This window comes from Actinosynnema sp. NPDC091369, assembly GCF_044757065.1.
Taxonomy (GTDB): Bacteria; Actinomycetota; Actinomycetes; order Mycobacteriales; family Pseudonocardiaceae; genus Actinosynnema.
In genome coordinates, this window is record NZ_JBIVUG010000001.1 from 389,546 (window position 1) to 411,509 (window position 21,964).

A 21,964-nucleotide genomic window follows, 5' to 3' on the forward strand; every position below is an offset into this window, starting at 1 on the left:
AACCGTCGGATAGCTTGACTTTTCGTGTGGCCGACACCACATTGTGAGTCCTCTTGTTGACTCTTTGTTCACTTGGCCATCGCCGAGTGTCACCCGGAGGAGCGACGATGACGAGGTTCTCCGCCAGCCCCCACCCCCTGCTGGGCCGCCGCGCCCTGCTGAAGGCGATCGTCGCGGGCGCGGGCGTCGCCGCCGTGCCCGGCCTCGCCGCGTGCGGCTCCGACGGCGGGGGCGCCGCCACCGACACCGTGTCGTTCGGCAACAACCAGTCCGACCAGGTGCCGAAGGACGCGATCACCGCGGTGCTCAAGGCGTTCGAGGGCGAGTCGGGCCTCAAGGTCGCCGTCAACACCAAACAGCACGAGCAGTACCAGGAGCAGATCAACAACTACCTCCAGGGCAAGCCGGACGACGTGTTGTCCTGGTTCGCGGGCTACCGGATGCGGTTCTTCGCCGAGAAGGGCCTGACCGGCGACCTCAGCGACGTGTGGTCGAAGATCTCCGGCGGCTACGAGCCCGCGCTGAAGGAAGCGGCCACCGGCTCGGACGGCAAGCAGTACCTCGTCCCGTTCGTGCAGTACCCGTGGGGCGTGTTCTACCGCAAGAGCGTCTGGCAGCAACGCGGGTACGAACAACCGAAGACGTTGGACGAGCTCGTCGCGCTGTCCACGAAGATGCAGGCCGACGGTCTCGTGCCCATCGCGTTCGCGCAGAAGCAGGGCTGGCCCGGCATGGGCACGTTCGACCAGCTCAACTTCCGCGTCAACGGCTACCGGTTCCACGTCGACCTCATGGCGGGCAAGGAGGACTGGCAGGGGCCGAAGGTCCGGGAGGTGTTCGACACCTGGAAGCGGCTGCTGCCGTTCCACCAGGAGAACGCGCTGGGCCGCGAGTGGCAGGAGGCCGCGCAGGCGTTGCAGCAGGGCAAGGCGGGCATGTACCTGCTCGGCTCGTTCGTGGCCCAGCAGTTCAAGGGCCCCGACCTGGACGACCTCGACTTCTTCCCGTACCCGGAGATCAACCCCGAGCACGGCCAGGACACCGTCGAAGCGCCGATCGACGGCTTCATGATGTCCCGCAAGCCCGCCAACCCCGAAGGCGCGCGCAAGTTGCTGGAGTACCTGTCCACGCCCGCCGCGCAGCTGGCCTACCTCAAGGCCGACCCGAGCCAGATCCCCGCGTCCAGCAAGGCCGACACGTCGGGCTACACCCCGTTGCAGAAGAAGTCGGCCCAGGTCATCAAGGACGCCGCGCACGTCACGCAGTTCCTCGACCGCGACACCGACCCGCGCTTCGCCAGCGACGCGGCGACCAACGGACTCAACGCGTTCATCCAGAACCCCGACGACCTCGACTCGATCCTCAAGGGCATGGCCGACCAGGCCAAGACGATCTTCACGGGGTGACGGCGTGACCGCGTTGGAGTCTCCTGTGGAGCCCGCCGGGACGTCGGCACCGTCCTCCCCGACGTCCCGGCGCGGCGGGCGCCGCCGCGCCACCGCGCTGGCGCCGCGCGACAAGCTCGTGCTCGGGCTGATGCTCGGCATCCCGTCCCTGGTGCACGTCGCGCTGGTGTGGGTGCCCGCGCTCGGCTCGGTGGGGCTGTCGTTCAGCTCGTGGGACGGCATCGGCGGGTTCGCCGACATCGAGTGGGTCGGCTTCCGGAACTACGTCGACATCTTCACCCGGTACCCCCGGTTCTGGCCCGCGTTGCAGCACAACCTGATCTGGCTGCTGTTCCTGCTCGTCGCGCCGACCGTCGCCGGGCTGCTGCTGGCGGTGCTGCTCGACCGGCAACTGCGGTTCGGGCGGATCTACCAGAGCGCGCTGTACCTGCCGATGGTGCTGTCGCTGGCTTTGGTCGGGTTCATCTGGCAGCTGATCTACCAGCCCGAGCAGGGGTTGCTGAACAACGTGCTCGGCACGGCGTCGACGGACCCGGTGAACTGGCTGGGCGACCCCGACATCAACCTGTACGCGGTGCTGGTGGCGGCCGGGTGGCGGCACACCGGGTACGTGATGCTGCTGTACCTGGCCGGGCTGAAGTCGGTGGACCCGGCGTTGAAGGAGGCCGCCGCGCTGGACGGCGCGAACGCGTGGCAGACGTTCTTCCGGGTCACGTTCCCGGTGCTCAGGCCGGTGAACGTGGTGGTGCTCGTGGTCACCGTGATCGAGGGCCTGCGGGCGTTCGACATCGTGTACGTGATCAACAAGGGGCGCAACGGGCTGGAGCTGCTGTCCGTGCTGGTGACCGACAACATCATCGGCGAGTCGAGCCGGATCGGCTGGGGGTCGGCGCTGGCCGTGGTCCTGCTGCTGATCTCGCTCGGGTTCATCGTCACCTACCTGTTCCAGGTGTTCCGCGAGGAGGAACGGACGTGAGCTCCGCGGTCCGACCGGCGCGCATCGCCCTGCACGCCTTCCTGGTCCTGACGTGCCTCGCGACGCTCGCGCCGCTGCTGTGGGCGCTGTACGCGTCGCTGCGCACGTACGACGACACCGCGCGCAACGGGTACTTCTCGGTCGCCGAGAGCCTGACGCTCGACAACTTCACGGCCGCGTGGACGCAGGCGGACCTGCCGCACTACTACCTGAACACGCTGCTCGTGACGCTGCCCGCGCTGGTGCTGGTGCTGCTGCTGAGCTCGATGGTGGCCTACGGCGTGTCGCGGTACAGCTTCCGGTTCAACGTGGCGCTGCTGGTGCTGTTCACCGCGGGCAACCTGCTGCCGCAGCAGGTGATCGTGACGCCGCTGTACCGGCTGTACCTGCTCACCCCGCTGCCGTCGTGGCTGAGCGACAGCGGGGTGCTGCTGGACTCGCAGCTCGGGCTGGTGCTGATCCACGTGGCGTTCCAGTCCGGGTTCTGCGTGTTCGTGCTGAGCAACTACATGAAGACGATCCCGCGCGAGCTCGGCGAGGCCGCGCGCGTCGACGGGGCCGGTGTGTTCCGGCAGTACTGGCAGGTGATCCTGCCCCTGTGCCGCCCGGCGCTGGCGGCCCTGGCGACGCTGGAGTTCACCTGGATCTACAACGACTTCCTGTGGGCGCTCGTGCTGATCCAGACCGGGGACAAGATGCCGATCACGTCGGCCCTGCAGAACCTGAAGGGCACGTTCTTCGTGGACAACAACCTGGTGGCCGCGGGCTCGCTGCTGGTCGCCCTGCCGACGCTGGTCGTCTTCTTCGCCCTCCAGCGCCAGTTCACCGGCGGCCTGACCCTGGGCTCCACCAAGGGTTAGGCCGTTGGGGTGTTCCGCGACCGCGGCGGTATCCAGGTCCCCCGGCGGTGATCCGTGTCCGAGGAACCGGTCACCCGTCGAGAGGACGTCCCGATGCTCGCCCGTCGGATCATGGTCGCCTGCGCCGCCGCGACAGCCGTCGGCTTCGCGGCGGCACCGCCCGCGCAAGCCACCTCGGCCACGCTCTACGCCGAGGTGGACGAGCTGGCCGCCGAGCTGAACTCCCTGGCCTGGCCCGGCCAGGACACCTACAACTACTACCCCGGCGAACTGGGGCACCCGGACGGGGCGTCGACCGCCGTGTGGGGCACGCCGGGCAGCCCCACCACGTACGAGAGCAAGTCCAAGTGCGCGCCCCTGCTCACCCTGGCCCTGCGGCACACGTTCGCGTGGGCCACCGACAGCTACCTGACCACCGAGTTCGGCAGCACCAGCCCCACCTCGGCGCAGTACCACAACGGGTTGCAGGCCGGCGCCGACCACTTCACGACCAAGACGACGGTGCCCAGCCTGGCGCAGGGCGACGTCATCGCGGTGAAGTACCTCGACTCCGCGGGCGGCACCGGTGACGCGACCGGTCACGTGATGGTCGTCGCCGGCGCGCCGCAGCTCTACAACCGCGACGGCAACACCTCGACCCGCGAGTACGCCGTGCCGGTGATCGACAGCACCAAGGAGCCGCACGGCGTGCCCAGCACGTGGGCCGGGTCGCCGGTCCACCTGTTCCCGGACACGCGCCGGGTCGGCACCACCGAGTACACCGGCGTCGGCCGCGGCTGGATCTTCATCAGCACCGGGTCCGACGACGTGCCCACCGGCCACTGGTGGGGCCCGAACGAGAACGTCACGACCCAGTACAAGCCCGCTTCGACCCGCCCGATGGTGTTCGCCGCCCTGTCCTGACCTCGCCCGGGGGCAGGTCCGGGCACCCGGACCTGCCCTCAGAACCCCGCGACCGACTGCGGCACGACCGGCTCGGGCCGGCCTGGGAGGCGGAGGGTGAACATCGCGCCGCCCTCGGGGGCGCGACCCACGTAGGCCATGCCGCCGTGGCGCTCGGCCACCTGCTTGACGATGGCCAGCCCCAGACCCGAGCCGGGGAGCGTGCGCGCCTCGGAGGAGCGGTAGAAGCGCTCGAAGACGTGGGGCAGGTCGGCGTCGGCGATGCCGGGGCCCGAGTCCGCGACCTCGACGACCGCGCTGCCGTCGCCCAGCTGCTTGAGCGACAGGCGCACCACGCCGCCCGTGGGGCTGAACTTGACCGCGTTGTCCAGCAGGTTCAGCACGGCCCGCTCCAACGCGCTGGAATCACCCAGCAGCGACCACGGCTGCACCTCCACGACGAAGTCCACGTCCGACGCACGGCGCTTGGCCCGGTCCAGCGCGCGCTCCACCACCTCGACCAGGTCCACCGGCTCGTGCACGACCTGCGGCGCGTCCTCGCGCGCCAGCTCCACCAGGTCCCCGATCAGCGTGGTCAGCTCGTCCAGCTGCGCCCGCACGTCGGCGTTGATCTCCGCCTTGTCCTCGTCGGACAGCGTCGGCGCGTCCGGCCGCTCCGAGGCCAGCAGCAGCTCCAGGTTCGTCCGCATCGACGTCAGCGGCGTGCGCAGCTCGTGCCCGGCGTCGGCGACCAGCCGCCGCTGCCGCTCCTGCGACTCCGCCACCGCGCCCAGCATCGCGTTGAACCGCTGCGACAGCAGCGCCAGCTCGTCGTCGCCGGACACCGGGATCGGCCGCAGGTCACCGGTCATCGCGACCCGCTCGGTGGCCTCGGTCAACCGCTGCACGGGCCGCAGCCCGGTGCGCGCCACCGCCGTCCCCGCCACCGCCGCGACCAGCACGCCCATCCCGCTGATCACGAACAGCACCACGGACAGCTTGCCCAGCGTCACGTTCAGCGGCTTGGTGGACTGGGCGATCAGCATCGCCTGCCCGTCGCCGTACGGCACCGCGATCACCCGGAAGTCGGTGCGCAGGTCGGTCCAGATGTTCTCCGTCCGCGACCCGCGCGCCACGTCCAGGTCGGCGGGCTGCGTGGGCGGCGCGATCGTGCCCTTCGGGTAGAGGATCTGCCCGCTCACGTCCAGCACGCCGATCCGGATGTCCCCCGCCGCCAGGAACGCGCCGGGGATCTCGGTGACGTCGTTGTTGACCTTCGGGGCGTTCACCGCGGCCTGGGCGCGCTGCCGCAGGTTCTCGTCCATCTGGTCGTGCAGGTTCTGGCTCACGGTCATGTACGCGCCGAGCGACACGACGGCGACGGCCCCGGCCACGCAGAACGCGGCCAGCAGGGTCACCCGGGCCCGCAGCGACACCCGCTGGAGCCGCCCGTTGGCGGCACCGATCACGGAGGGGTCTCCCGCAGCACGTAGCCGACGCCGCGCACCGTGTGCAGCAGCCGGGGCTCACCCTCGGCCTCGGTCTTGCGCCGCAGGTAGCCGACGTAGACCTCCAGCGCGTTGCCCGAGGTGGGGAAGTCGTAACCCCACACGTCCTCCAGGATGCGGCCGCGGGTCAGCACCTGCTTGGGGTGCGCCAGGAACAGCTCCAGCAGGGCGAACTCGGTCCGGGTGAGGCTGATCGGCCGGTCGCCGCGCCGCACGTCCCGGGTGCCCGGGTCGAGCTCCAGGTCGGCGAACCGCAGCACCGCGCCCGCGGGCTCCTCGGCGTCCGACGCCGCCCGCCGCAGCAGCGCGCGCAGCCGTGCCAGCAGCTCCTCCAGCGCGAACGGCTTGGGCAGGTAGTCGTCGGCGCCCGCGTCCAGCCCGGACACCCGGTCCGACACCGCGTCCCGGGCGGTGAGCACGAGGATCGGCAGGTCGTCACCGGTGCTGCGCAGCCGGCGGCACACCTCCAACCCGTCGAGCCGGGGCATCATCACGTCCAGCACCATGGCGTCCGGGCGCTGGGCGATGACGGATTCAAGGGCCTGCTGGCCGTCGCCGGCTAGGTCGACCTGGTAGCCGTTGAACTGCAGTGAGCGGCGGAGCGACTCACGCACGGCCCGGTCGTCGTCGACAACGAGGATGCGCATGTGGGTCAGTCTTGCCCCTGGTCCTGAGAGCCGCCTGAGAAGCCGGTGTGAGCTACCCGTCAAGTTTGCGGGCCACCGGGGCGTTCCAGCGCCGCCACAGCGCCAGCAGCCGCAGCCCGACGATGACCACCGACCCGACCAGCGTCACCGGCACGGCGGGCAGGCCGAGGTAGTCGCCGAACGCCACCACCACCGCGCCGCACAGCGCGGCCACCGCGTAGATCTCCCGGCGCAGGACCAGCGGGATCTCCCGCAGCAGCACGTCGCGCAGCGCGCCGCCGCCGATGCCGGTGGTCATCCCGACCAGGCACGCCGCGTAGGGCGGCGCGCCGAGCCCGAGCGCGGTCGTGGTGCCGGCCGTGACGAACAGGCCGAGCCCGATCGCGTCGAGCAGCAGGACCGCCCGCCACAGCTTCGCCACGGTCGGGTGAAACCAGAAGACCACCAGTCCGGTGACGCCCGCGACGGCCAGGTAGGGCCAGCTCACCAGCGCCGCCGGCGGGTGCACGCCGAGCAGCACGTCCCGGATGATCCCGCCGCCCAGGGCGGTGGTCAGCGCCAGCACGATGACGCCGAACACGTCCAGCCGCGCCCGCACCGCCGCGACCGCCCCGGAGGCGGCGAACGCGGCGATGCCGACCAGTTCCAGGGCGTCGAGCAGCACGGCTGGTCAGGTTAGAACCAGTCCGCCAAACGCGGGACGCCAGGTGCCCCGACCAGCCGATCGAGCAGCGCGCCGTCGCCGTCGAGCAGGCCGGCGCGGCGCAGGGCGTGGCTGTCGTGCATCCCGCCGAACCACGGCCCGAGCGCCCGCGCGTGCAGCCGCACGGCGCCGCTGCCACCGGGTTCGACGCGCACCGCGCCGTCCTCCACCACCAGCCGCTGCCGCCCGGCGTGCCACGGCGCGTGCTCGTCGACCACCTCCAGGTCCACCGCGGCGGGCTTCAGCCACGCCGCCGCCGGCCACCCCCGCGCCGCCACGGCCGCCGGCAGGTCCACCACCCGCAGCAGCCACACCGACGTGGTCACGGCGTGCTCGATCGCCTGGTTCGTCAGCAGGCCGGTCACGGCCGGGTCGGTCACCCGCACCCGCGCCCGGTCCAGCACCCCGGCCCAGCTGCCCAGTTGCCGCAGCAGCCCCAGCTGCGTCGCCCGGTCCCGCCCGACCAGGTCGTGCACCCGCAGCCCGTCCCGGCCGCGCGAGGCCGTGAGGTAGCCGCGCACCTCGCCGTCGTGACCGGGCACCACCGACGCCACGTCGAGCCGGAGCACGTCGGCCACGTCGACGGCGGGCGCGCTGCGGTCGATCAACCCGTTCACCGTGGACGCCAGGTCGGTGTAGCAGGCGTGCAGCGCCGGGAGGTCGCCCTCCTCGACCGGCCGGGCCGCGACCGGCTCGCCGGCGGGCATCCGGTCCAGCGGGAACTCCAGCCACTCGAACACGCCACCCGCGTCCCAGCCGCGCGACCGGTACACCGCCGGCACGGTCGCGTACAGCGCGGACACCGCCTGCCCGTGGTCCCGCATGTCCCGCAGGGCCGCGTCCAGCAGCGCCCCACCCACGCCGCGCCCCCGTGCCGAGGGGTCGACGGCCACCCCGCCGACACCGCCCATGGGCACGGTCGAGCCACCCCAGAACTGGTGGAACCCGGTGATCGTCAGCACGCCCGCCGCCCGCCCGTCCACCTCGGCCAGCAGGCCGCGCCGACCGGGCCGCAACGACGGCTCGCCGACGCCGCCGAACGCCACCCGGCGCAGCCGGTCGGCCTGCTCGACGTCGTCGGGGGTCAGCTCGCGAACCCGCACGGGTTCCTGCTTACCAGGTGAAGAACCCCTGGCCGGTCTTGCGACCGAGGTGGCCGGCCGCCACCTTCTCCCGCAGCAGCGCGGGCGGCTCGAACCGGGGCCCCAGCTCGGCGGCCAGGTGCTCGGCGATGGCCAGCCGGACGTCCAGCCCGACCAGGTCCGTCAGCCGCAGCGGGCCCATCGGCCACCCGTAGCCCAACCGCATCCCGGTGTCGACGTCCTCGGCGCTCGCGACGCCCTCCTCCAGCATCCGGATCGCCTCCATGCCGACCGCGACCCCGAGCCGCGACGTGGCGAACCCCGGCGCGTCCCGCACCTCGATCACGGTCTTGCCGAGCTCCTCGGCCCAGCCGCGGACCCGCGCCACCACATCGGCGGCCACCCCCGCGTGGTGCACCAGCTCGACCAGCTGCTGCACGGGCACCGGGTTGAAGAAGTGCATGCCCAGCACCCGCTCGCCCGGCAGCCCCTCGGCCAGCGCCGAGATCGACAACGACGACGTGTTCGACGCCAGCACCGCGTCCGGGCACGCCCGCGCCGCCTCGCCGAGCACCCGCCGCTTCAGCTCCAGGTCCTCGGGCACGGCCTCGACCACCAGCGCCGCACCCCGCCCGACCTGCGTGTCCAGCCGTTCCACCACCGTCAGGCGCCGGAGCAGCTCGTGCGGCACGGCGTCGAGCTTGCCCCGGTCCGCGGCCTTGGCCAGCGACGCCTCCACCGCCCGCCGCGCGGCCGACGCCCGGTCCGCGCCCGCCTCCACCAGCACCACCTCGTGCCCGCCGGCCAGCAGCAGGTGGGCCACACCGGCGCCCATCGTGCCGCCGCCGATCACCACCGAGATCATCAGGCCACGACCTCCGCGGCGAACATGGCGACCAGCTCGACGCCGCCGATCTCGGCCAGGTTCGCGCCCGCCGCCTGCCACTCGGGCGTGCGGAAGGCGTCCTTCATGGCGTCGGCGGACTCGAAGTACATCTCGGCCACGATGTGCAGCTCGTGCTCGCCGAGGAAACCGGGCACGAAGACGCGGGAGACCTTGGCCACCTCGGCGCGCACCAGGCCCGGCGTCCGCTCGACCAGCGGCAGGTGCGACGCGAAGTAAGCCTCGTCGAACGCCTCGACGTCGGCGGGCTTCCGGTACAGGGCGACGTACTTGACCATGTGACACCTTCCGTCCGGTTTCGCCTGGGAATGTAACACCGGCACGATGGACGGGTGCGGATCATCCTGCTGCGCCACGGACAGAGCCTGGGCAACGTCGACGAGCTGGCGTACTGCCGGATCCCCGACCACGCCCTCCCCTTGACCGAACTGGGCGAGCACCAGGCCCGCGCCGCCGGGCCGCGGATCAAGGAGCTCCTCGACGGCGACCCGGCGGCGGTCTACGTCAGCCCGTACGTGCGGACCCGGGCCACCCTGCGCAACCTCGACCTCGGCGACCAGGCGGAGCGCACGGTCGCCGAGCCGAGGCTGCGCGAACAGGACTGGGGCAACCTCCAGGACCCCGTGCAGCAGGAGGTGCTCAAGCACCAGCGGCACGCGTTCGGGCACTTCTTCTTCCGGCTGCCCAACGGCGAGTCCGGGGCGGACGTGGACGACCGGCTGGCCGCGTTCCTGACCGACCTGGAGACCCGGATGCAGGACCCGGCCCACCCGGCGACCGCGCTGGTCGTCTCGCACGGCCTCACGATCCGGCTCCTGTGCCGTCGCCTGTTCGGGTGGAGCATCGAGCTGTTCGAGTCCCTGTCGAACCTGGAGACGTGCGAGCACCGGGTCCTGACCAACGAGAACGGGACCTGGCGCCTGGACCGGCCGTTCGACCAGTGGCGGGCCTCCCCGGACGGCGAGACCCAGGGACCGCTCGCCTAGGTCGGCACGACGTCCGCCACCACGCAGACCACGTTGTCCGGACCGCCGCCCGCGTTGGCCAGCTCGACCAGCCGCCGGGTGGCCTCCTCCGGCTCGTGCTCGGACACGAGCACCTCCCGCAACGACTCCTCCGGCACCACGGTGTGCAGGCCGTCCGAGCACAGCAGGTACCGGTCGCGGGCAGGGCGTCGTGCAGCGCCATGTCCGGCTCCACCGCCTTGCCGTGCAGGGCCCGCACGAGCAGCGACCGCTGCGGGTGGCTGGCCGCCTCCTCCTCGGTCAGCCGGCCCTCCGCGATCAGCGACTGCACGGCCGTGTGGTCGTGCGTGATGCGGAGCAGCCGGCCGCCGCGCAGCAGGTAGGCCCGCGCGTCGCCGACGTGCACCAGGCCCAGCCGCGACCCGGACAGCACGACCGCGGTCACCGTCGTGCCGCCGGCCCCGTCGGCCGGGTTGGCCGACAGGTACTCCTCCACCGCCGTCCCGGCCTGCCGCACGGCGTCCGCCAGCGCGTTGAGCAGCTCACCGGCCGGGATGGCGGTGTCCAGCCCGGCGAGCGTGTCGATGGCCACCGAGCTGAGCGGTTCCCCCCGCGCGCCGAACCCGTCGGCCACGGCCAGCAGCCGCTCGCCCGCGTACCCGACGTCCTGGTTCGAGTCGCGGACGAGCCCCTGGTCGGTCCTCAGCGCGTAGCGCAGTGCGAGCGTCATGGTGGTGTCCTTCCCGGTGAGCTGCTCCACGAGGGAGGAGGCGAGGCTCCGGCGTGCCGCGGTGTCGGCCTCGACCTGCGCCCAGTAGGCGCGCACCTCGGCCGCGGCGGCCTCGGGCGCCAGCTCGCACACCCCTCGGATGCGGGCCAGCGGCATCCCGAGCCGGCGCAGCCACGCCACCAGGCGGGCCCGTTCGACCTGGTCCGGCGAGTACAGCCGGTACCCCGACAGCGGGTCCACCCGGGCGGGCGTCACCAGCCCCAGCTCGTCGTAGAGCCGCAGAGCCTTCGGCGACAGCCGGACCGCCCGTGCGAACGCGCCGATGGTCACCAGTTCCACTCCCCACCCCTCCCTCGGGCCGGGCCGCCCGGCCCGACCGGGACCACCGTGCGGCTTCACCCGGGGTGAAGGTCAACCGACCGCTCCCGCACCAACCCGCTGAGCGAGACGGCCGCCGCGACCGACAGCACGGCCAGCGCGGGCCAGTCCGCCACCAGGTAGCCCTCGTCACCGATCACGAAGCTGCCGTACAGGCCCCAGCACTGCACCGCCGTCAGCGCCGCGCCGGGCACCGTCGTCCACCACGACACCACCGCCACCACCACCACGAGCAGGAGCAGGGCGAACACCGGCCAACTCCCCGCGAGCGCGGTCACCACCACGCCGCCCGCGAAACCCAGCGCGGACCCGTGCACCGTTCCGACCATGACCGGCCATTCAACGCCCGGTTGAGACGCACACCACCCTCTCCGGGGGAGGTTCACCGGATCGCGTGAGGCACGATCGTCCGAATGAGCTTCTACGACGTCCTGCACCGCCGGAGGGACACCAGGGGCGAGTTCACCGGCGCCCCGATCCCGCCTGACGTGCTGCGCCGGGTGCTCACCGCCGCGCACGCCGCGCCCAGCGTGGGCCTGTCCCAGCCGTGGGACTTCATCCTCGTGCGCGACGAGCACACCCGCCGCGCGTTCCGCGACCACGTCCACGCCGAGCGCAGCGTGTTCGCCTCCGAACTGGACCCCCGCCAGGCCGAGCTGTTCGCCCGGATCAAGGTCGAGGGCATCCTGGAGTCCACCCTGGGCGTGGTCGTCACCTACGACCCCGACCGCGGCTCGCCCGCCGTCCTCGGCCGGCACGCGATCGCCGACGCCGGCCTGTACTCGGTGTGCCTGGCCATCCAGAACCTGTGGCTGGCCGCCACCGCCGAGGGCCTGGGCGTCGGCTGGGTCAGCTTCTACCGCGAGGACGAGCTGCGCCGGCTGCTGGACATCCCCCAGCCCCTGCGCCCGGTGGCCTGGCTGTGCGTCGGCCCGGTCGACTGCCTGCCCGACACCCCCGACCTGGAACGGCACGGCTGGCGCAACCGGCTGCCCCTGGAGGAAGTCCTGCACGAGGAGCGGTACACCCGGCGTTCGGGCCGGTAGCCTGTGGTAGCCGTGCCGGCGGCGGGCGGTCCCGCGTACCCGCCTCGCCGAGTCGGAATGGAGTGTCAGCACGAGTGGAGCAGGTAGCCGGACAGGTCCCGCAACCCGACCTCGAGGTCAAGGCGTTGCTGAACGCTGGCCGCCTGCCGGAGGCCAACACCCTGTTCGACCAGGTCGTGAGCCGCGTCCCACCGGGCGCCGACCGCTGGCAGCGCTCCGCCGTGCTGGTCAACCGCGCCAAGCTGGCCTGGCGGCTGGGCCGCATCCCGCTCGCCCTGGAACTGGCCGCCGAGGGCTGGACCGACCTGGACGGCGAGCACGCCGACAACCCCGCCGCCGCCCAGGCCATGCACGCCCTCGCCTACCTCCTGGAAGGCATCGGCAACCGCCGCGCCGCCGTGGACATGCTCCGCCTGTCCGTCCAGGTGGCCCGCCGAGCCGCCGAGACCGACCCCACCGCCGTCGAGATCCTGGGCCACTGCCTGCAAGGTCTGGGCGGCACGCTGAACTTCCGCGCGATCTCCTCCGACCCCGAACGCGCCCCCGCGATCTTCGAAGAGGCCCGCGGCCACCTCAGGGAAGGTCTCGGGCTGGCCCGCGACGCCCAGATGCGCCGCGCTCTGCTCGCCGCCTACAGCCGTTCACTGGCCGGCGTCGGCGAGCTGGACCAAGCCGAGGAGAACGCCCAAGAGGCCCTGCGCCAAGCCCAGGAGGCCGGCGACAAGTGGGCCTCCGCCGTCGCCGGCTGGGTCCTCGCCGTCGTCCGCCGCGAACAGGGCGATCTGGTCCGCGCCCGCACCCTGGCCAGCCGCGCCGTCGCCGCCTCGGAGTCCATCAACGACCCGTCCCTGCTGCTGCGCTTCTCCCTCGACCTGGCCGACATCTGCGCCGAGATGGGCGACCACGTGGGCGAGGCCACCGCCCTGCGCTGCTCCGTCGCCGCCGGCCGCACCGCCACCGAGACCCTCCAGGAAGGACTGGGCCAAGCCCTCGAACAACGCCGGGTCGCCGTCCAGGCCCAACGCCTGGCCGTCGCCGCCCAGGAAGCCGCCGCCCGCGACCCGCTGACCGGCCTGGCGAACCGCCTGGGCCTGGAACGCGCCGCCGCCGGCCTGCTGGAGAACACCGCCGCCCACGGCCGCGTCCCCTGGCTGGTCCTGGTCGACGTCGACCGCTTCAAAGGCGTCAACGACGACGCCGGCCACGCCGCCGGTGACGCCACCCTGCGCGAGATCGCCCAACTCCTGCGCCGCGAGTGCCGCGCCGCCGACCTCGTCGCCCGCTGGGCCGGCGACGAGTTCGTCGTCCTCCTGGGCGACCAGGGCGGCACCACCCCGGAAGTGGGCCCGACCGTCGCCGAACGCATCCGCGCCGCCGTCGACGGCCACGACTGGACCGTCGTCCTGGGCACCACCCGCCGCCCCACCGTGAGCATCGGCGTCGCCGCCGGACCGGCCACACTGGACCAACTCTTCGCCGCCGCCGACATGGCCCTCTACCGCGCCAAACGCCACGGCCGCAACCGCGTCGAAGTCGAACCCCACCTCGTCATCCCGGAAACCGTCTCCGGCAACTGACGAACAAACCTGTCTCCAGCCAGAACGGACCCGCAGCCACGCACCGAGGCTCGATGTGACATGGCTTTGGCCTGCCTGAAGCACCCGAACCCATGTCGCATCGAGCCGGACTCAGCCACCAGCCGCACTCAACCCGACCGAGCCCAACCGAGCCCAATCGACCCGACCCGACCCGACGACTACGCGATCAACCCACCCCGGAACGCGACCAACGCCGCCTGCACGCGGTTCACCGCCCCGATCTTGCCCAGGACCGACGACACGTACCCCTTCACCGTCGCCTCCGACAGGTGCAACGTCCCACCGATCTCGGCGTTCGACATTCCCTGTCCGATCAGGACCAGCACCTCACGCTCCCGTTCGGACAGCGACGCCAGCAACCGCCGAGCCGGCTCGGCCGCCCGCTCGCCGTCCGCGACCGCCGCCAACACCCGCGCCGCCACACCGGGGTCGAGCACCGCGCCACCCACCGCCAGGTCGCGCACGGCCCGGACGAGCTGCTCCGGTTCGGTGTCCTTGAGCAGGAAACCCGAAGCGCCCAGCCGCAGCGCCTCCGAGACGTACTCGTCCACGTCGAACGTGGTCAGCATGGCGATCTTCGGCGGGTCGGGAATGGCGCGCAGCCTGCGCAGCGCCATCAACCCGTCGGACGACCGCATCCGGATGTCCAGCAGCACGACGTGCGGGCGGTGCCGGCGGGCCAGGTCGGCCACCAGGTGCCCGTCGTCGCATTCGGCCACGACTTCCATGTCGCCTGCGCTGCTGAGGATCATGCGAAGGCCGGACCGGACGAGGTCTTCGTCATCGGCCAGCATCACCTTGATCACGACGCCTCCCCGCGTTGGCGTTTCGTGTTCGTACCCGCTCAGCCTCGCGCACGAACACGCAAGCTGACGTTAATTCACCGTTATCTCACCACGACAGGACGCGGGTTCAGCCTGTTCACAGTTGCCAGGACATCACCGGGGTGCGCTCAGCCCACGCCCAACACCCGCGCGACTTCCTGACGCAACCTCGGCAGCAGGGCGTAGAGCCGATCACCTGGGCAGAGGGTGTCGCGGTAGTCCCGGTGGCCCTGGATCGCCGTCGGCGGGATGCCGTACTGCTCGCACGTGTAGACGCAGAACGACACCAGCGAGTCCCATTGCAACTTCGGCGGCTCCACGTCCATGTAGAGACCTTCGTTCTCGATTCCGATGGCGGCCGTGTTCTGGCCGGGGCAGTGCGCGCCGACGACCACCCGGTCGCCCGCCCGCAGCGCGGCCAGGCTGCCGTGCCTGCCCTCCATCAGGAACCCACCGCGGCTGTTGGTGAAGTGCTGGCCGGAGTCGATCCAGCCGTTGGTGTCCATGTGCAGGTCCTGGATCCACCGCGCGTTCGCGTACGCCGCCGCTTGCGAGTAGTCGGTGACGTTCGCCGACGCCGTGTGGTGGATCAGGATCCGCACCGGCCGTTCGTTCACAACGCTCGTCGGCTGCGCCGGCGGCCTCGCGCCCCAGTCGGCGCAGCTGCGGATGGGCAGGACGGGCGAACCGAGAGCGGGGGAAGCGCCCAACCCGACCAGCACCCCCGCACCGGCGATCCCGGTGAGCAGCGATCGACGTCGCATCATGTAAATGTTTTTCTCAACATCACCGGCTTACGTCAAGCATTCACACCCGGACGGCTGAACCGCGCCCGCCACCTCACCGCCGCTCCCGAACGCGAAGGTCTTTCGCGAATCTGTGACCTGCCAGTAACGTGCGTCACACGATCCCTGCCTGGAAGGAGCTTCGCGTCATGCGGAGAGCCGCCCGATCGCTAGCCGTGGTCGCACTCCTCACCGCCGCGGCCGTCACCCTCCCCACCAACCCCGCCTCCTCCGAAACCGCCGCATCCCCCACCGCCGCCCCACCGGTCCGGACCACGGCGTTCGCCCCGGACGACCACTGCCTCGGCCAGTGCCACGACGTGCTCCCGCCCGGCCAGAACGGCAACGCCACCCTCACCGAGATCCTGGCCCACCGCGCCCTCGGCACCCGCCCGGCCCACTCGGCCGACCAGCTGGGCCGCTACGACTCACTCGTCTCCGGCTACGGCGGCCTGACCAACGACCAGCTCGGCCGGTTCTTCAACGACGCCTCGTTCGGCGTCCCGTCCGACCAGGTCGAGAGCACGATCAAGCCGCGCGCCGACGTCACGATCGTGCGCGACAAGGCCCTCGGCATGCCGCACATCTACGGCACGACCCGCTCCGGCACCGAGTTCGGCGCGGGCTACGCCGCCGCCCAGGACCGGCTGTGGCTGATGGACCTGTTCCGACACCTCGGCCGCGGCCGGCTGTCCGGGTTCGCCGGCGGCGCCGAGGGCAACCGGGCGCTGGAGCAGAGCTTCTACAACCAGATCCCCTACACCGAGGCCGACCTCCAGGCGCAGATCGACCAGGTGGCCACGCAGGGGCCGCGCGGCGCGCAGGCGTTGCAGGACGTCAAGGACTACATCGCGGGCATCAACGCCTACATCACCACCTCCGTGAACAACCGCACGTTCCCGGGCGAGTACGTGCTGACCGGGCACGCCGACGCGATCACCAACTGGAACGACATCAAGCCGTTCCAGCCGACCGACCTGGTCGCGATCGCCGCCGTCGTGGGCGGTCTGTTCGGCGCGGGCGGTGGCGGCGAGGTGCAGAACGCGCTCGTCAAGCTCGCCGCCCAGAACAAGTACGGCGCGACCGCGGGCGAGCAGGTCTGGCGGTCGTTCCGCGAGCAGAACGACCCGGAAGCCGTGCTGACCCTCCACAACGGCCAGCGCTTCCCCTACGGCACCACGCCGTCGTCCCCCCAGGGCGTGGCGCTCCCCGACAACGGCGCCGTCACCCCCGAACCGATGGTGTTCGACCAGACGACCTCAGCACAATCCACAATGGACACCCCGTCGGACCTCCGCCCCCTCGAAGGGCTCTTCGCCGACGGCGTCCTCCCCCGCGACCTGCTCACCAAGAAGCACGGCATGTCCAACGCCCTGGTCGTCTCCGGGGCCCACACCGACACCGGCAACCCGGTCGCCGTCTGGGGCCCGCAGACCGGGTACTTCGCCCCGCAGCTGCTGATGCTCCAGGAACTGCACGGCCCCGGCCTGCGGGCGCGCGGCGTGTCGTTCGCCGGCGTGTCGATGTACGTGCAGCTGGGCCGCGGCGTCGACTACTCGTGGAGCGCGACCTCGGCCGGTCAGGACATCACCGACACCTACGCCGTCGAGCTGTGCGAGCCGTCCGGCTCCGCGCCCACCGCGAACTCGCTGCACTACCGCTACCACGGGCAGTGCCTGCCGATGGAACGCCTGGAGCGCAGGAACGCGTGGAAGCCGACGGTCGCCGACCCGACGCCCGCCGGCTCGTACACCCTGGTCATGCACCGCACCAAGTACGGCTTGGTGCAGAGCCGCGCCAAGGTGGACGGGAAGTTCGTCGCCTACACGTCGCTGCGCTCCACCTACCTGCACGAGGTCGACTCGATCATCGGCTTCCAGGAGTTCAACGACCCCGACGCGATCAAGTCGGCTTCGGACTTCCAGCGCGCCGCCGAGCACATCGGGTACGCGTTCAACTGGTTCTACGTGGACTCCCGGGACACCGCCTACTTCAACTCGGGCGCGAACCCCGTGCGCAAGGCGACCGTCGACCCGCACCTGCCGGTGAAGGCCGAGCCCGCCTACGAGTGGGAGGGCTGGAACGCCGACCGCAACACGGCGACGTACACGCCGTTCGCGCAGCACCCGAACTCGATCAACCAGGACTACTACATCAGCTGGAACAACAAGCAGGCGCTGGACTACTCCGCGTCCGGCTACGGCATGGGCTCGGTGCACCGCGGCGACCTGCTGGACGACCGCGTGCGGCAGCTGATCGGGAACGGCAAGGTCACCCGCTCCTCGCTGACCAAGGCCATGGCCGAGGCCGGCGTGGCCGACCTGCGCGCCGAGCAGGTCCTCCCCGACCTGCTGCGGGTCCTCGACACCGCCCCGATCACCGACCCGGCACTCGCCGCGGCCGTCACCAAGCTGCGCGACTGGCAGCGTTCCGGTTCCCTGCGCAAGGAAACCACGCGCGGCAGCAAGACCTACGCCCACGCCGACGCCATCCGCCTGCTCGACGCCTGGTGGCCGCGCCTGGTCGAGGCGCAGTTCAAGCCCGGCCTCGGGGACGACCTCTACGGTCAGCTCACCCGTGCCGTCCAGGTCGACGAACCGCCGTCGGACACGCACGGCTCCGCGCCGCACAAGGGCTCGTCGTTCCAGAACGGCTGGTGGAGCTACGTCGACAAGGACCTGAGGGCCGTCCTCGGCGACCGCGTGGACGGGGCGCTCGCCGGCCGCTACTGCGGCAACGGGAACCTCGCCGCCTGCCGGCAGACGCTCCTCGACAGCCTCAACGCCGCCGCGGCCACGCCCGCCACCACCGTCTACCCGGGCGACGCGTCCTGCGCCGCCGGCGACCAGTGGTGCGCGGACACCATCATCCACCGCGCCATGGGCGGCATCACGCACGACAAGGTGAACTGGCAGAACCGGCCCACCTACCAGCAGGTCGTCCAGTTCCCGTCCCGCCGCGGGACGAGCCTGGCCAACCTCGCCACCGGCGCCACCGCCACCGCCAGCAGCCACGAGCGCGGCTGGTACGACTCGCCGCCGTCGAACGTGGTGGACGGCAAGCCGGACACCCGCTGGGCCAGCGACTGGTCGGACCAGCAGTGGGTGCAGGTCGACCTGGGCGCGCCGCGCACCGTCGGCCGGGTCGTGCTGTCGTGGGAAGCGGCCTATGCCAAGGCGTATCGCATAGAACTGTCCACGGACGGACGCACTTGGCGAACCGTGCACACCACGTCCGAAGGTGATGGCGGGAAGGACCTTGCGTCGTTCCCTCCCGATGCGGCACGATTCGTACGAATGACGGGTACCCAACGGGCCACCGGATACGGATACTCGGTTTACGAGCTTGAGGTCTACGTCTTGTAGACCGGCCCACAGGAAGACCCCGGTCCACCCCCAGGGACCGGGGTCTTCCGCTATTTCCGGGCCTGACCAGGTCTTACCGCGCTGCTGCGGCGAGCGATGCGCCTAGCGGGCGGCCACGAACAGGTAGTTGCGCACGCGGTCGTCGATCCGCTCGACCTGCCGCCACGTGCCGCGGTGCCAGGCGTGCATGCGGTAACCGCGCTCCGCCAGCCAGTCCTGCACGTCACGCGCCCGGTAGCCGAAGCGCAGCACGTGCCGCTCCTCGATCTCCAGGAGAAGTTTCGGTCGAAACCTCTCGATGGTCTCCTGCCCGCCTTGCAGCACGCGCAGTTCCGCGCCCTCCACGTCGGCCTTGACGAAGTCCAGCCGGTCGATCGCGTTGGCCGCGCAGAACCGGTCCAACGTGTCCGTGCGGACCAGGACCTCCATGTGGTCGGCGAACTCGGCGTTGGAACCGAGGCCGTCCGCGCCGGAGGTGAGGAACGAACGACCGGTGACCGGTGTGCCGTGGCGGACGGGGACGCTCATGACTTCGCGGCCTTCGCTGACTCCCAGCGCGACGGAGTGCCGCACCACGTTGCGGCCTTCGCGCGGGCGCAGCAGGAAGGACAGCGCGGGGTGCGCGAACACCAGCGGCTCGATGCTGTGCACTGTCCCTTGTGGACCGACGAGGCGGGACAGGGACACGGTGTAGAGGCCGAGCGCGGCGCCGATGTCGACGCACACGTCACCGGGCCGCACCACCTCGCGCAGGCCGATCAACTCGGGTTCGACGAACGGCGTGAGCCGGGCGAGGACGCGCAGCGCGCCGGCCACGGCCGCGCCACGCGCCTCGGTCAGGTTGTGGGTCACCTGACCAGGTTAGGCAATCACGGCAGCGGCTTGGCCCCGTTCTGGTGGTGCGGCAGCTGCGGCGGCAGCCCGACCTGCTCGGCGAACTCCGCGGCGACCGTCGAGCCTCCGTAGATGCCGAGGGCTTTGGCCAGGTGGAGGCGGACGTCGGCGCGGTGGCCGTCGTCCAGGCGGGGCAGGGCGCTCTCGAAGGAGGTGACGAGCGTGTCCGCCCAGTGCTGGTCGCGGCGCTGCGAGGCGATGCCGACGAGCTCGGCCAGGTGCCTGCTCAACTTCACCGCCTGCTCCACCTCGTAGCCGTTGCGGATGAGCCACCAGATCGTGGCGCTGGACAGGTCGGTCAGCACCTCGTCCCGCAGGTACTTGATCTCGGCGCGCTCGGCGTCCCGTTCGGCCTGCCGCATCGTCGTGGTCTGGAGCAGCTCGATGTGCTTGCGCGCCATCGCCAGGTCCTGCTCGTCCACCCGCAACTCCACGGCGTCCGCCCGCGCCCACACGTGCGTGCCCTCGACCTGCCGCTCCGCCGCGAGCTCCGCGCCGAGCTGGTGCTGGAGCGGGGCGTGGTGGACGAGCATCGCCCGTTCGGTGAGGGCTTTGGCCCGGTGGATGATGTCGTTGACCGCGGCGCTGCGCGGGGCGTTGTGCCGCACCCCCGTGGTCAGGTCCACGCGCCAGTGGATCGTCATCTTGGCGTGGAAGTCGAGCCCGTAGACCGCGCTCGGGAGCGGCGACTCGAACGGCAGCTCGTGCGAGGTCGAGGCCGGGACGAAGGTGTACTGCTCGGCGTCGGGGCGGGCACGGAGCCGCCGCCACCAGGCGCCGAGGGAGCCCAGCGGGCCGGGACGGAAGTCAGGCCAGGGTCGGCTGCTCATGGGATGGCTTTCGTCGGAGGGGATATGCCCCTTCTGTACCTGACTGGACCGATGCGGAACAGATGAGGTCGCCCACTTCGCCCGGACAGCCGACGCCCGACACCCCACCCCCTAACCCAAGGTGCACACGCCTAGGCCCACCGAGTGACAACCCCACCACCGGAAGCCCGACCCACCACCCGGTAGGCTCACCCCCGCGCCCTCGTAGCTCAGGGGATAGAGCATCGGTTTCCTAAACCGTGTGTCGCAGGTTCGAATCCTGCCGGGGGCACTCACCTTTCGCCGGGTGAATCAGGCCCTGGCCAGCGGAAACGCGGCCGGGGCCTGATCTTTACCGTCAGTCGCCGTCTGCCGGAACCTGCCCCCATCTGCCGGGGTTCACGGACTCACCACGGACTGATCTCCAGACACGGCGAAGGCCCCCGGCGGGTCGATCCGAGGGCCTTTCCCCTCGACTGTCGATCACCGGCCGAACAGCTCTTCGATCTTCTTGTTGATCGACTCACGCTGCCCGTCGATGCACTTCGCATACACCCGGAGCAGCACTTCGACCGAGTGACCAGCACGTTCCGCCACCTCCGTGGCCGGGACGCCCCCGTTCAGCATGAGCGAGACTGCGGCGTGCCGAAGGTCGTACGGCCGCCTAGCCAGCGGAGAGGCCGCCTGAGCGGGCGCCAGGGCGTACCGGCGGGCTTCCTCCCACGCCGACTTGACGGGCGACCTCCCGTATCTTCGGTGAACTGCTCCAGAGCCGCCAAAACTTGAGCTCTGTTCACCGACGACCACGACCAACAGGTCAGTGATCGTCTTCAGATGTCACTACCGATGTGGGCGGACACTGCCGCATCCGATACCCGCCCACACCACCGGCTAGTAGTTGAGCGGATCAGGCATCCAATGCAGCCACGTCACCATCCCTGCCAAGGTGACCTTGAACCGCGTCTCCTCGCGTTCCTCCCCGCCGTCCTCTCGCCACTCATGTGCGGAGGCGTGTCCGGCCGCGACCAGGTCCAGGCAGGCGAGACGCACCATCTCCTCAGCCGCACCGGCCGCCGTCACCAAGTCCTCAATGCGCCACTCCCGCGACGGCACCAGCACCAGCGCGTCAGCGACCCGGTACAGCACCAGGATCGAGTAACCCACCATCTCGCCCCGCGTCCGGTCCTCGACCGTCAGGCGCGACCCCATCACCGGAGCCACCCGCGGATCACGCCACATGTCCGCGTCATGCAGCCAGTCGTGCGCCACCTCCGGCCCACCCCAGTAGGCGAGCCCTCCCGGCGACAGACGATGACGATGCACGGACACCGCACCCTGCAACGTCCCCTCATCCACCGTCGGGTGTCCGAGGCCGACCAGGTCACGGCAGATGTGACGAACCGCGGAGTACGGCAACTTCGTCGCCTTCTCCAACGCCCGCACCGACCACTCCTCATGCGGGAAGCCGACGAGCTGCCGCATCACCGCCTCGAACATGAACGGCGTGTACCCGGCATCGGAGAGCTCGGCCAACGGCAACCCGTTCCGCACCACGCGGTCCAACCCGCCACCAGCCCCACCACGACCCCGCCGCACAGCCCG

General features: G+C 71.2%; 21 protein-coding genes, 1 tRNA gene and 1 pseudogene. 9 read left to right on the forward strand and 14 right to left on the reverse strand.

Annotated elements, in window-relative coordinates:
* Positions 1-107 precede the first annotated feature (107 nt).
* The 4 genes from ACIQMJ_RS01830 to ACIQMJ_RS01845 all read left to right on the forward strand — a co-directional run bounded on the left by ACIQMJ_RS01830 (position 108) and on the right by ACIQMJ_RS01845 (position 4,145).
* The gene (locus tag ACIQMJ_RS01830) at positions 108-1,406 is read left to right on the forward strand and encodes an ABC transporter substrate-binding protein (RefSeq protein WP_499759118.1); all 1,299 of its coding nucleotides are present in this window, start codon (positions 108-110) and stop codon (positions 1,404-1,406) included.
* Between the two features lie 4 nt (positions 1,407-1,410).
* Positions 1,411-2,382: a carbohydrate ABC transporter permease gene (locus ACIQMJ_RS01835; protein WP_499759119.1), complete on the forward strand. Its 972-nt coding sequence runs from the start codon at positions 1,411-1,413 to the stop codon at positions 2,380-2,382.
* Positions 2,379-3,242 carry a carbohydrate ABC transporter permease gene (locus ACIQMJ_RS01840; protein WP_499759120.1) on the forward strand — a complete coding sequence of 288 codons (864 nt, stop codon included), beginning with the start codon at positions 2,379-2,381 and terminating at the stop codon, positions 3,240-3,242. Before ACIQMJ_RS01835 ends, ACIQMJ_RS01840 begins: the two co-directional genes overlap by 4 nt.
* Positions 3,243-3,335: 93 nt before the next feature.
* Complete coding sequence (locus ACIQMJ_RS01845; protein WP_499759121.1) at positions 3,336-4,145, forward strand: hypothetical protein; 810 nt, start codon at positions 3,336-3,338, stop codon at positions 4,143-4,145.
* 38 nt (positions 4,146-4,183) lie between these two features.
* On the opposite strand, the gene ACIQMJ_RS01850 is transcribed toward ACIQMJ_RS01845, so the two are convergent.
* Genes ACIQMJ_RS01850 through ACIQMJ_RS01875 form a run of 6 tightly spaced genes read right to left on the reverse strand, consistent with a single transcriptional unit; the run spans position 4,184 to position 9,246 of the window.
* Positions 4,184-5,593: a sensor histidine kinase gene (locus tag ACIQMJ_RS01850; protein WP_499759122.1), complete on the reverse strand. Its 1,410-nt coding sequence runs from the start codon at positions 5,591-5,593 to the stop codon at positions 4,184-4,186.
* Positions 5,590-6,279 (reverse strand): response regulator transcription factor, encoded by a 690-nt coding sequence (locus ACIQMJ_RS01855; RefSeq protein ID WP_499759123.1) that lies wholly within the window; start codon positions 6,277-6,279, stop codon positions 5,590-5,592. The genes ACIQMJ_RS01850 and ACIQMJ_RS01855 overlap by 4 nt, the downstream gene beginning before the upstream one ends.
* Before the next feature lie 52 nt (positions 6,280-6,331).
* Positions 6,332-6,943 carry a trimeric intracellular cation channel family protein gene (locus tag ACIQMJ_RS01860; RefSeq protein WP_499759124.1) on the reverse strand — a complete coding sequence of 204 codons (612 nt, stop codon included), beginning with the start codon at positions 6,941-6,943 and terminating at the stop codon, positions 6,332-6,334.
* An 11-nt stretch (positions 6,944-6,954) separates the two neighbouring features.
* Positions 6,955-8,085, reverse strand: coding sequence for a GNAT family N-acetyltransferase (locus tag ACIQMJ_RS01865; protein ID WP_499759125.1), 1,131 nt, complete (start codon positions 8,083-8,085; stop codon positions 6,955-6,957).
* Between the two features lie 10 nt (positions 8,086-8,095).
* Entirely contained in the window at positions 8,096-8,929 is an 834-nt protein-coding gene (locus ACIQMJ_RS01870; protein WP_499759126.1) for a 3-hydroxyacyl-CoA dehydrogenase family protein, read from the reverse strand.
* The gene (locus tag ACIQMJ_RS01875) at positions 8,929-9,246 is read right to left on the reverse strand and encodes an EthD family reductase (RefSeq protein WP_499759127.1); all 318 of its coding nucleotides are present in this window, start codon (positions 9,244-9,246) and stop codon (positions 8,929-8,931) included. The genes ACIQMJ_RS01870 and ACIQMJ_RS01875 overlap by 1 nt, the downstream gene beginning before the upstream one ends.
* A 54-nt stretch (positions 9,247-9,300) precedes the next feature.
* Here ACIQMJ_RS01875 and ACIQMJ_RS01880 point away from each other — a divergent pair, with 54 nt between their 5' ends.
* A complete protein-coding gene (locus ACIQMJ_RS01880) occupies positions 9,301-9,954 on the forward strand; it encodes a histidine phosphatase family protein (protein ID WP_499759128.1) in 654 nt (217 codons plus the stop codon).
* Between the two features lie 367 nt (positions 9,955-10,321).
* On the opposite strand, the pseudogene ACIQMJ_RS01885 reads toward ACIQMJ_RS01880, so the two are convergent.
* Positions 10,322-11,062 (reverse strand): annotated as a pseudogene (locus ACIQMJ_RS01885) (MerR family transcriptional regulator); the annotation flags it as partial.
* The gene (locus ACIQMJ_RS01890) at positions 11,059-11,370 is read right to left on the reverse strand and encodes a hypothetical protein (protein WP_499759129.1); all 312 of its coding nucleotides are present in this window, start codon (positions 11,368-11,370) and stop codon (positions 11,059-11,061) included. The gene ACIQMJ_RS01890 and the pseudogene ACIQMJ_RS01885, both read right to left, overlap by 4 nt.
* 84 nt (positions 11,371-11,454) lie before the next feature.
* Between ACIQMJ_RS01890 and bluB the strand changes: the two genes are divergently transcribed.
* Together bluB and ACIQMJ_RS01900 are read left to right on the forward strand one after the other, a co-directional pair.
* Positions 11,455-12,087, forward strand: a complete 633-nt coding sequence (bluB, locus tag ACIQMJ_RS01895; protein WP_499759130.1) for a 5,6-dimethylbenzimidazole synthase — start codon at positions 11,455-11,457, stop codon at positions 12,085-12,087.
* Between the two features lie 74 nt (positions 12,088-12,161).
* Positions 12,162-13,664 (forward strand): GGDEF domain-containing protein, encoded by a 1,503-nt coding sequence (locus tag ACIQMJ_RS01900; RefSeq protein ID WP_499759131.1) that lies wholly within the window; start codon positions 12,162-12,164, stop codon positions 13,662-13,664.
* 179 nt (positions 13,665-13,843) lie between these two features.
* On the opposite strand, the gene ACIQMJ_RS01905 is transcribed toward ACIQMJ_RS01900, so the two are convergent.
* Both ACIQMJ_RS01905 and ACIQMJ_RS01910 read right to left on the reverse strand, forming a co-directional pair.
* Positions 13,844-14,491 carry a response regulator gene (locus tag ACIQMJ_RS01905; protein WP_053719266.1) on the reverse strand — a complete coding sequence of 216 codons (648 nt, stop codon included), beginning with the start codon at positions 14,489-14,491 and terminating at the stop codon, positions 13,844-13,846.
* Positions 14,492-14,637: 146 nt separating this feature from the next.
* Complete coding sequence (locus ACIQMJ_RS01910) at positions 14,638-15,273, reverse strand: peptidoglycan recognition protein family protein (RefSeq protein WP_499759132.1); 636 nt, start codon at positions 15,271-15,273, stop codon at positions 14,638-14,640.
* Between the two features lie 170 nt (positions 15,274-15,443).
* Between ACIQMJ_RS01910 and ACIQMJ_RS01915 the strand changes: the two genes are divergently transcribed.
* Entirely contained in the window at positions 15,444-18,659 is a 3,216-nt protein-coding gene (locus ACIQMJ_RS01915) for a penicillin acylase family protein (RefSeq protein WP_499759133.1), read from the forward strand.
* 102 nt (positions 18,660-18,761) lie between these two features.
* Here ACIQMJ_RS01915 and ACIQMJ_RS01920 read toward each other — a convergent pair whose 3' ends face one another.
* On the reverse strand, positions 18,762-19,511 hold the full coding sequence (locus ACIQMJ_RS01920; RefSeq protein WP_499759134.1) for an FkbM family methyltransferase: 750 nt from the start codon (positions 19,509-19,511) through the stop codon (positions 18,762-18,764).
* Between the two features lie 17 nt (positions 19,512-19,528).
* Entirely contained in the window at positions 19,529-20,383 is an 855-nt protein-coding gene (locus tag ACIQMJ_RS01925; RefSeq protein ID WP_499759135.1) for a hypothetical protein, read from the reverse strand.
* A gap of 198 nt (positions 20,384-20,581) precedes the next feature.
* On the opposite strand from ACIQMJ_RS01925, the gene ACIQMJ_RS01930 reads away from it, so the two are divergent.
* A tRNA-Arg gene (locus ACIQMJ_RS01930) sits at positions 20,582-20,654 on the forward strand.
* Positions 20,655-20,845: 191 nt separating this feature from the next.
* On the opposite strand, the gene ACIQMJ_RS01935 is transcribed toward ACIQMJ_RS01930, so the two are convergent.
* Both ACIQMJ_RS01935 and ACIQMJ_RS01940 read right to left on the reverse strand, forming a co-directional pair.
* Positions 20,846-20,989, reverse strand: a complete 144-nt coding sequence (locus ACIQMJ_RS01935) for a hypothetical protein (protein WP_499759136.1) — start codon at positions 20,987-20,989, stop codon at positions 20,846-20,848.
* Positions 20,990-21,253: 264 nt separating this feature from the next.
* Entirely contained in the window at positions 21,254-21,925 is a 672-nt protein-coding gene (locus tag ACIQMJ_RS01940; protein ID WP_499759137.1) for a hypothetical protein, read from the reverse strand.
* Positions 21,926-21,964: the final 39 nt, after the last annotated feature.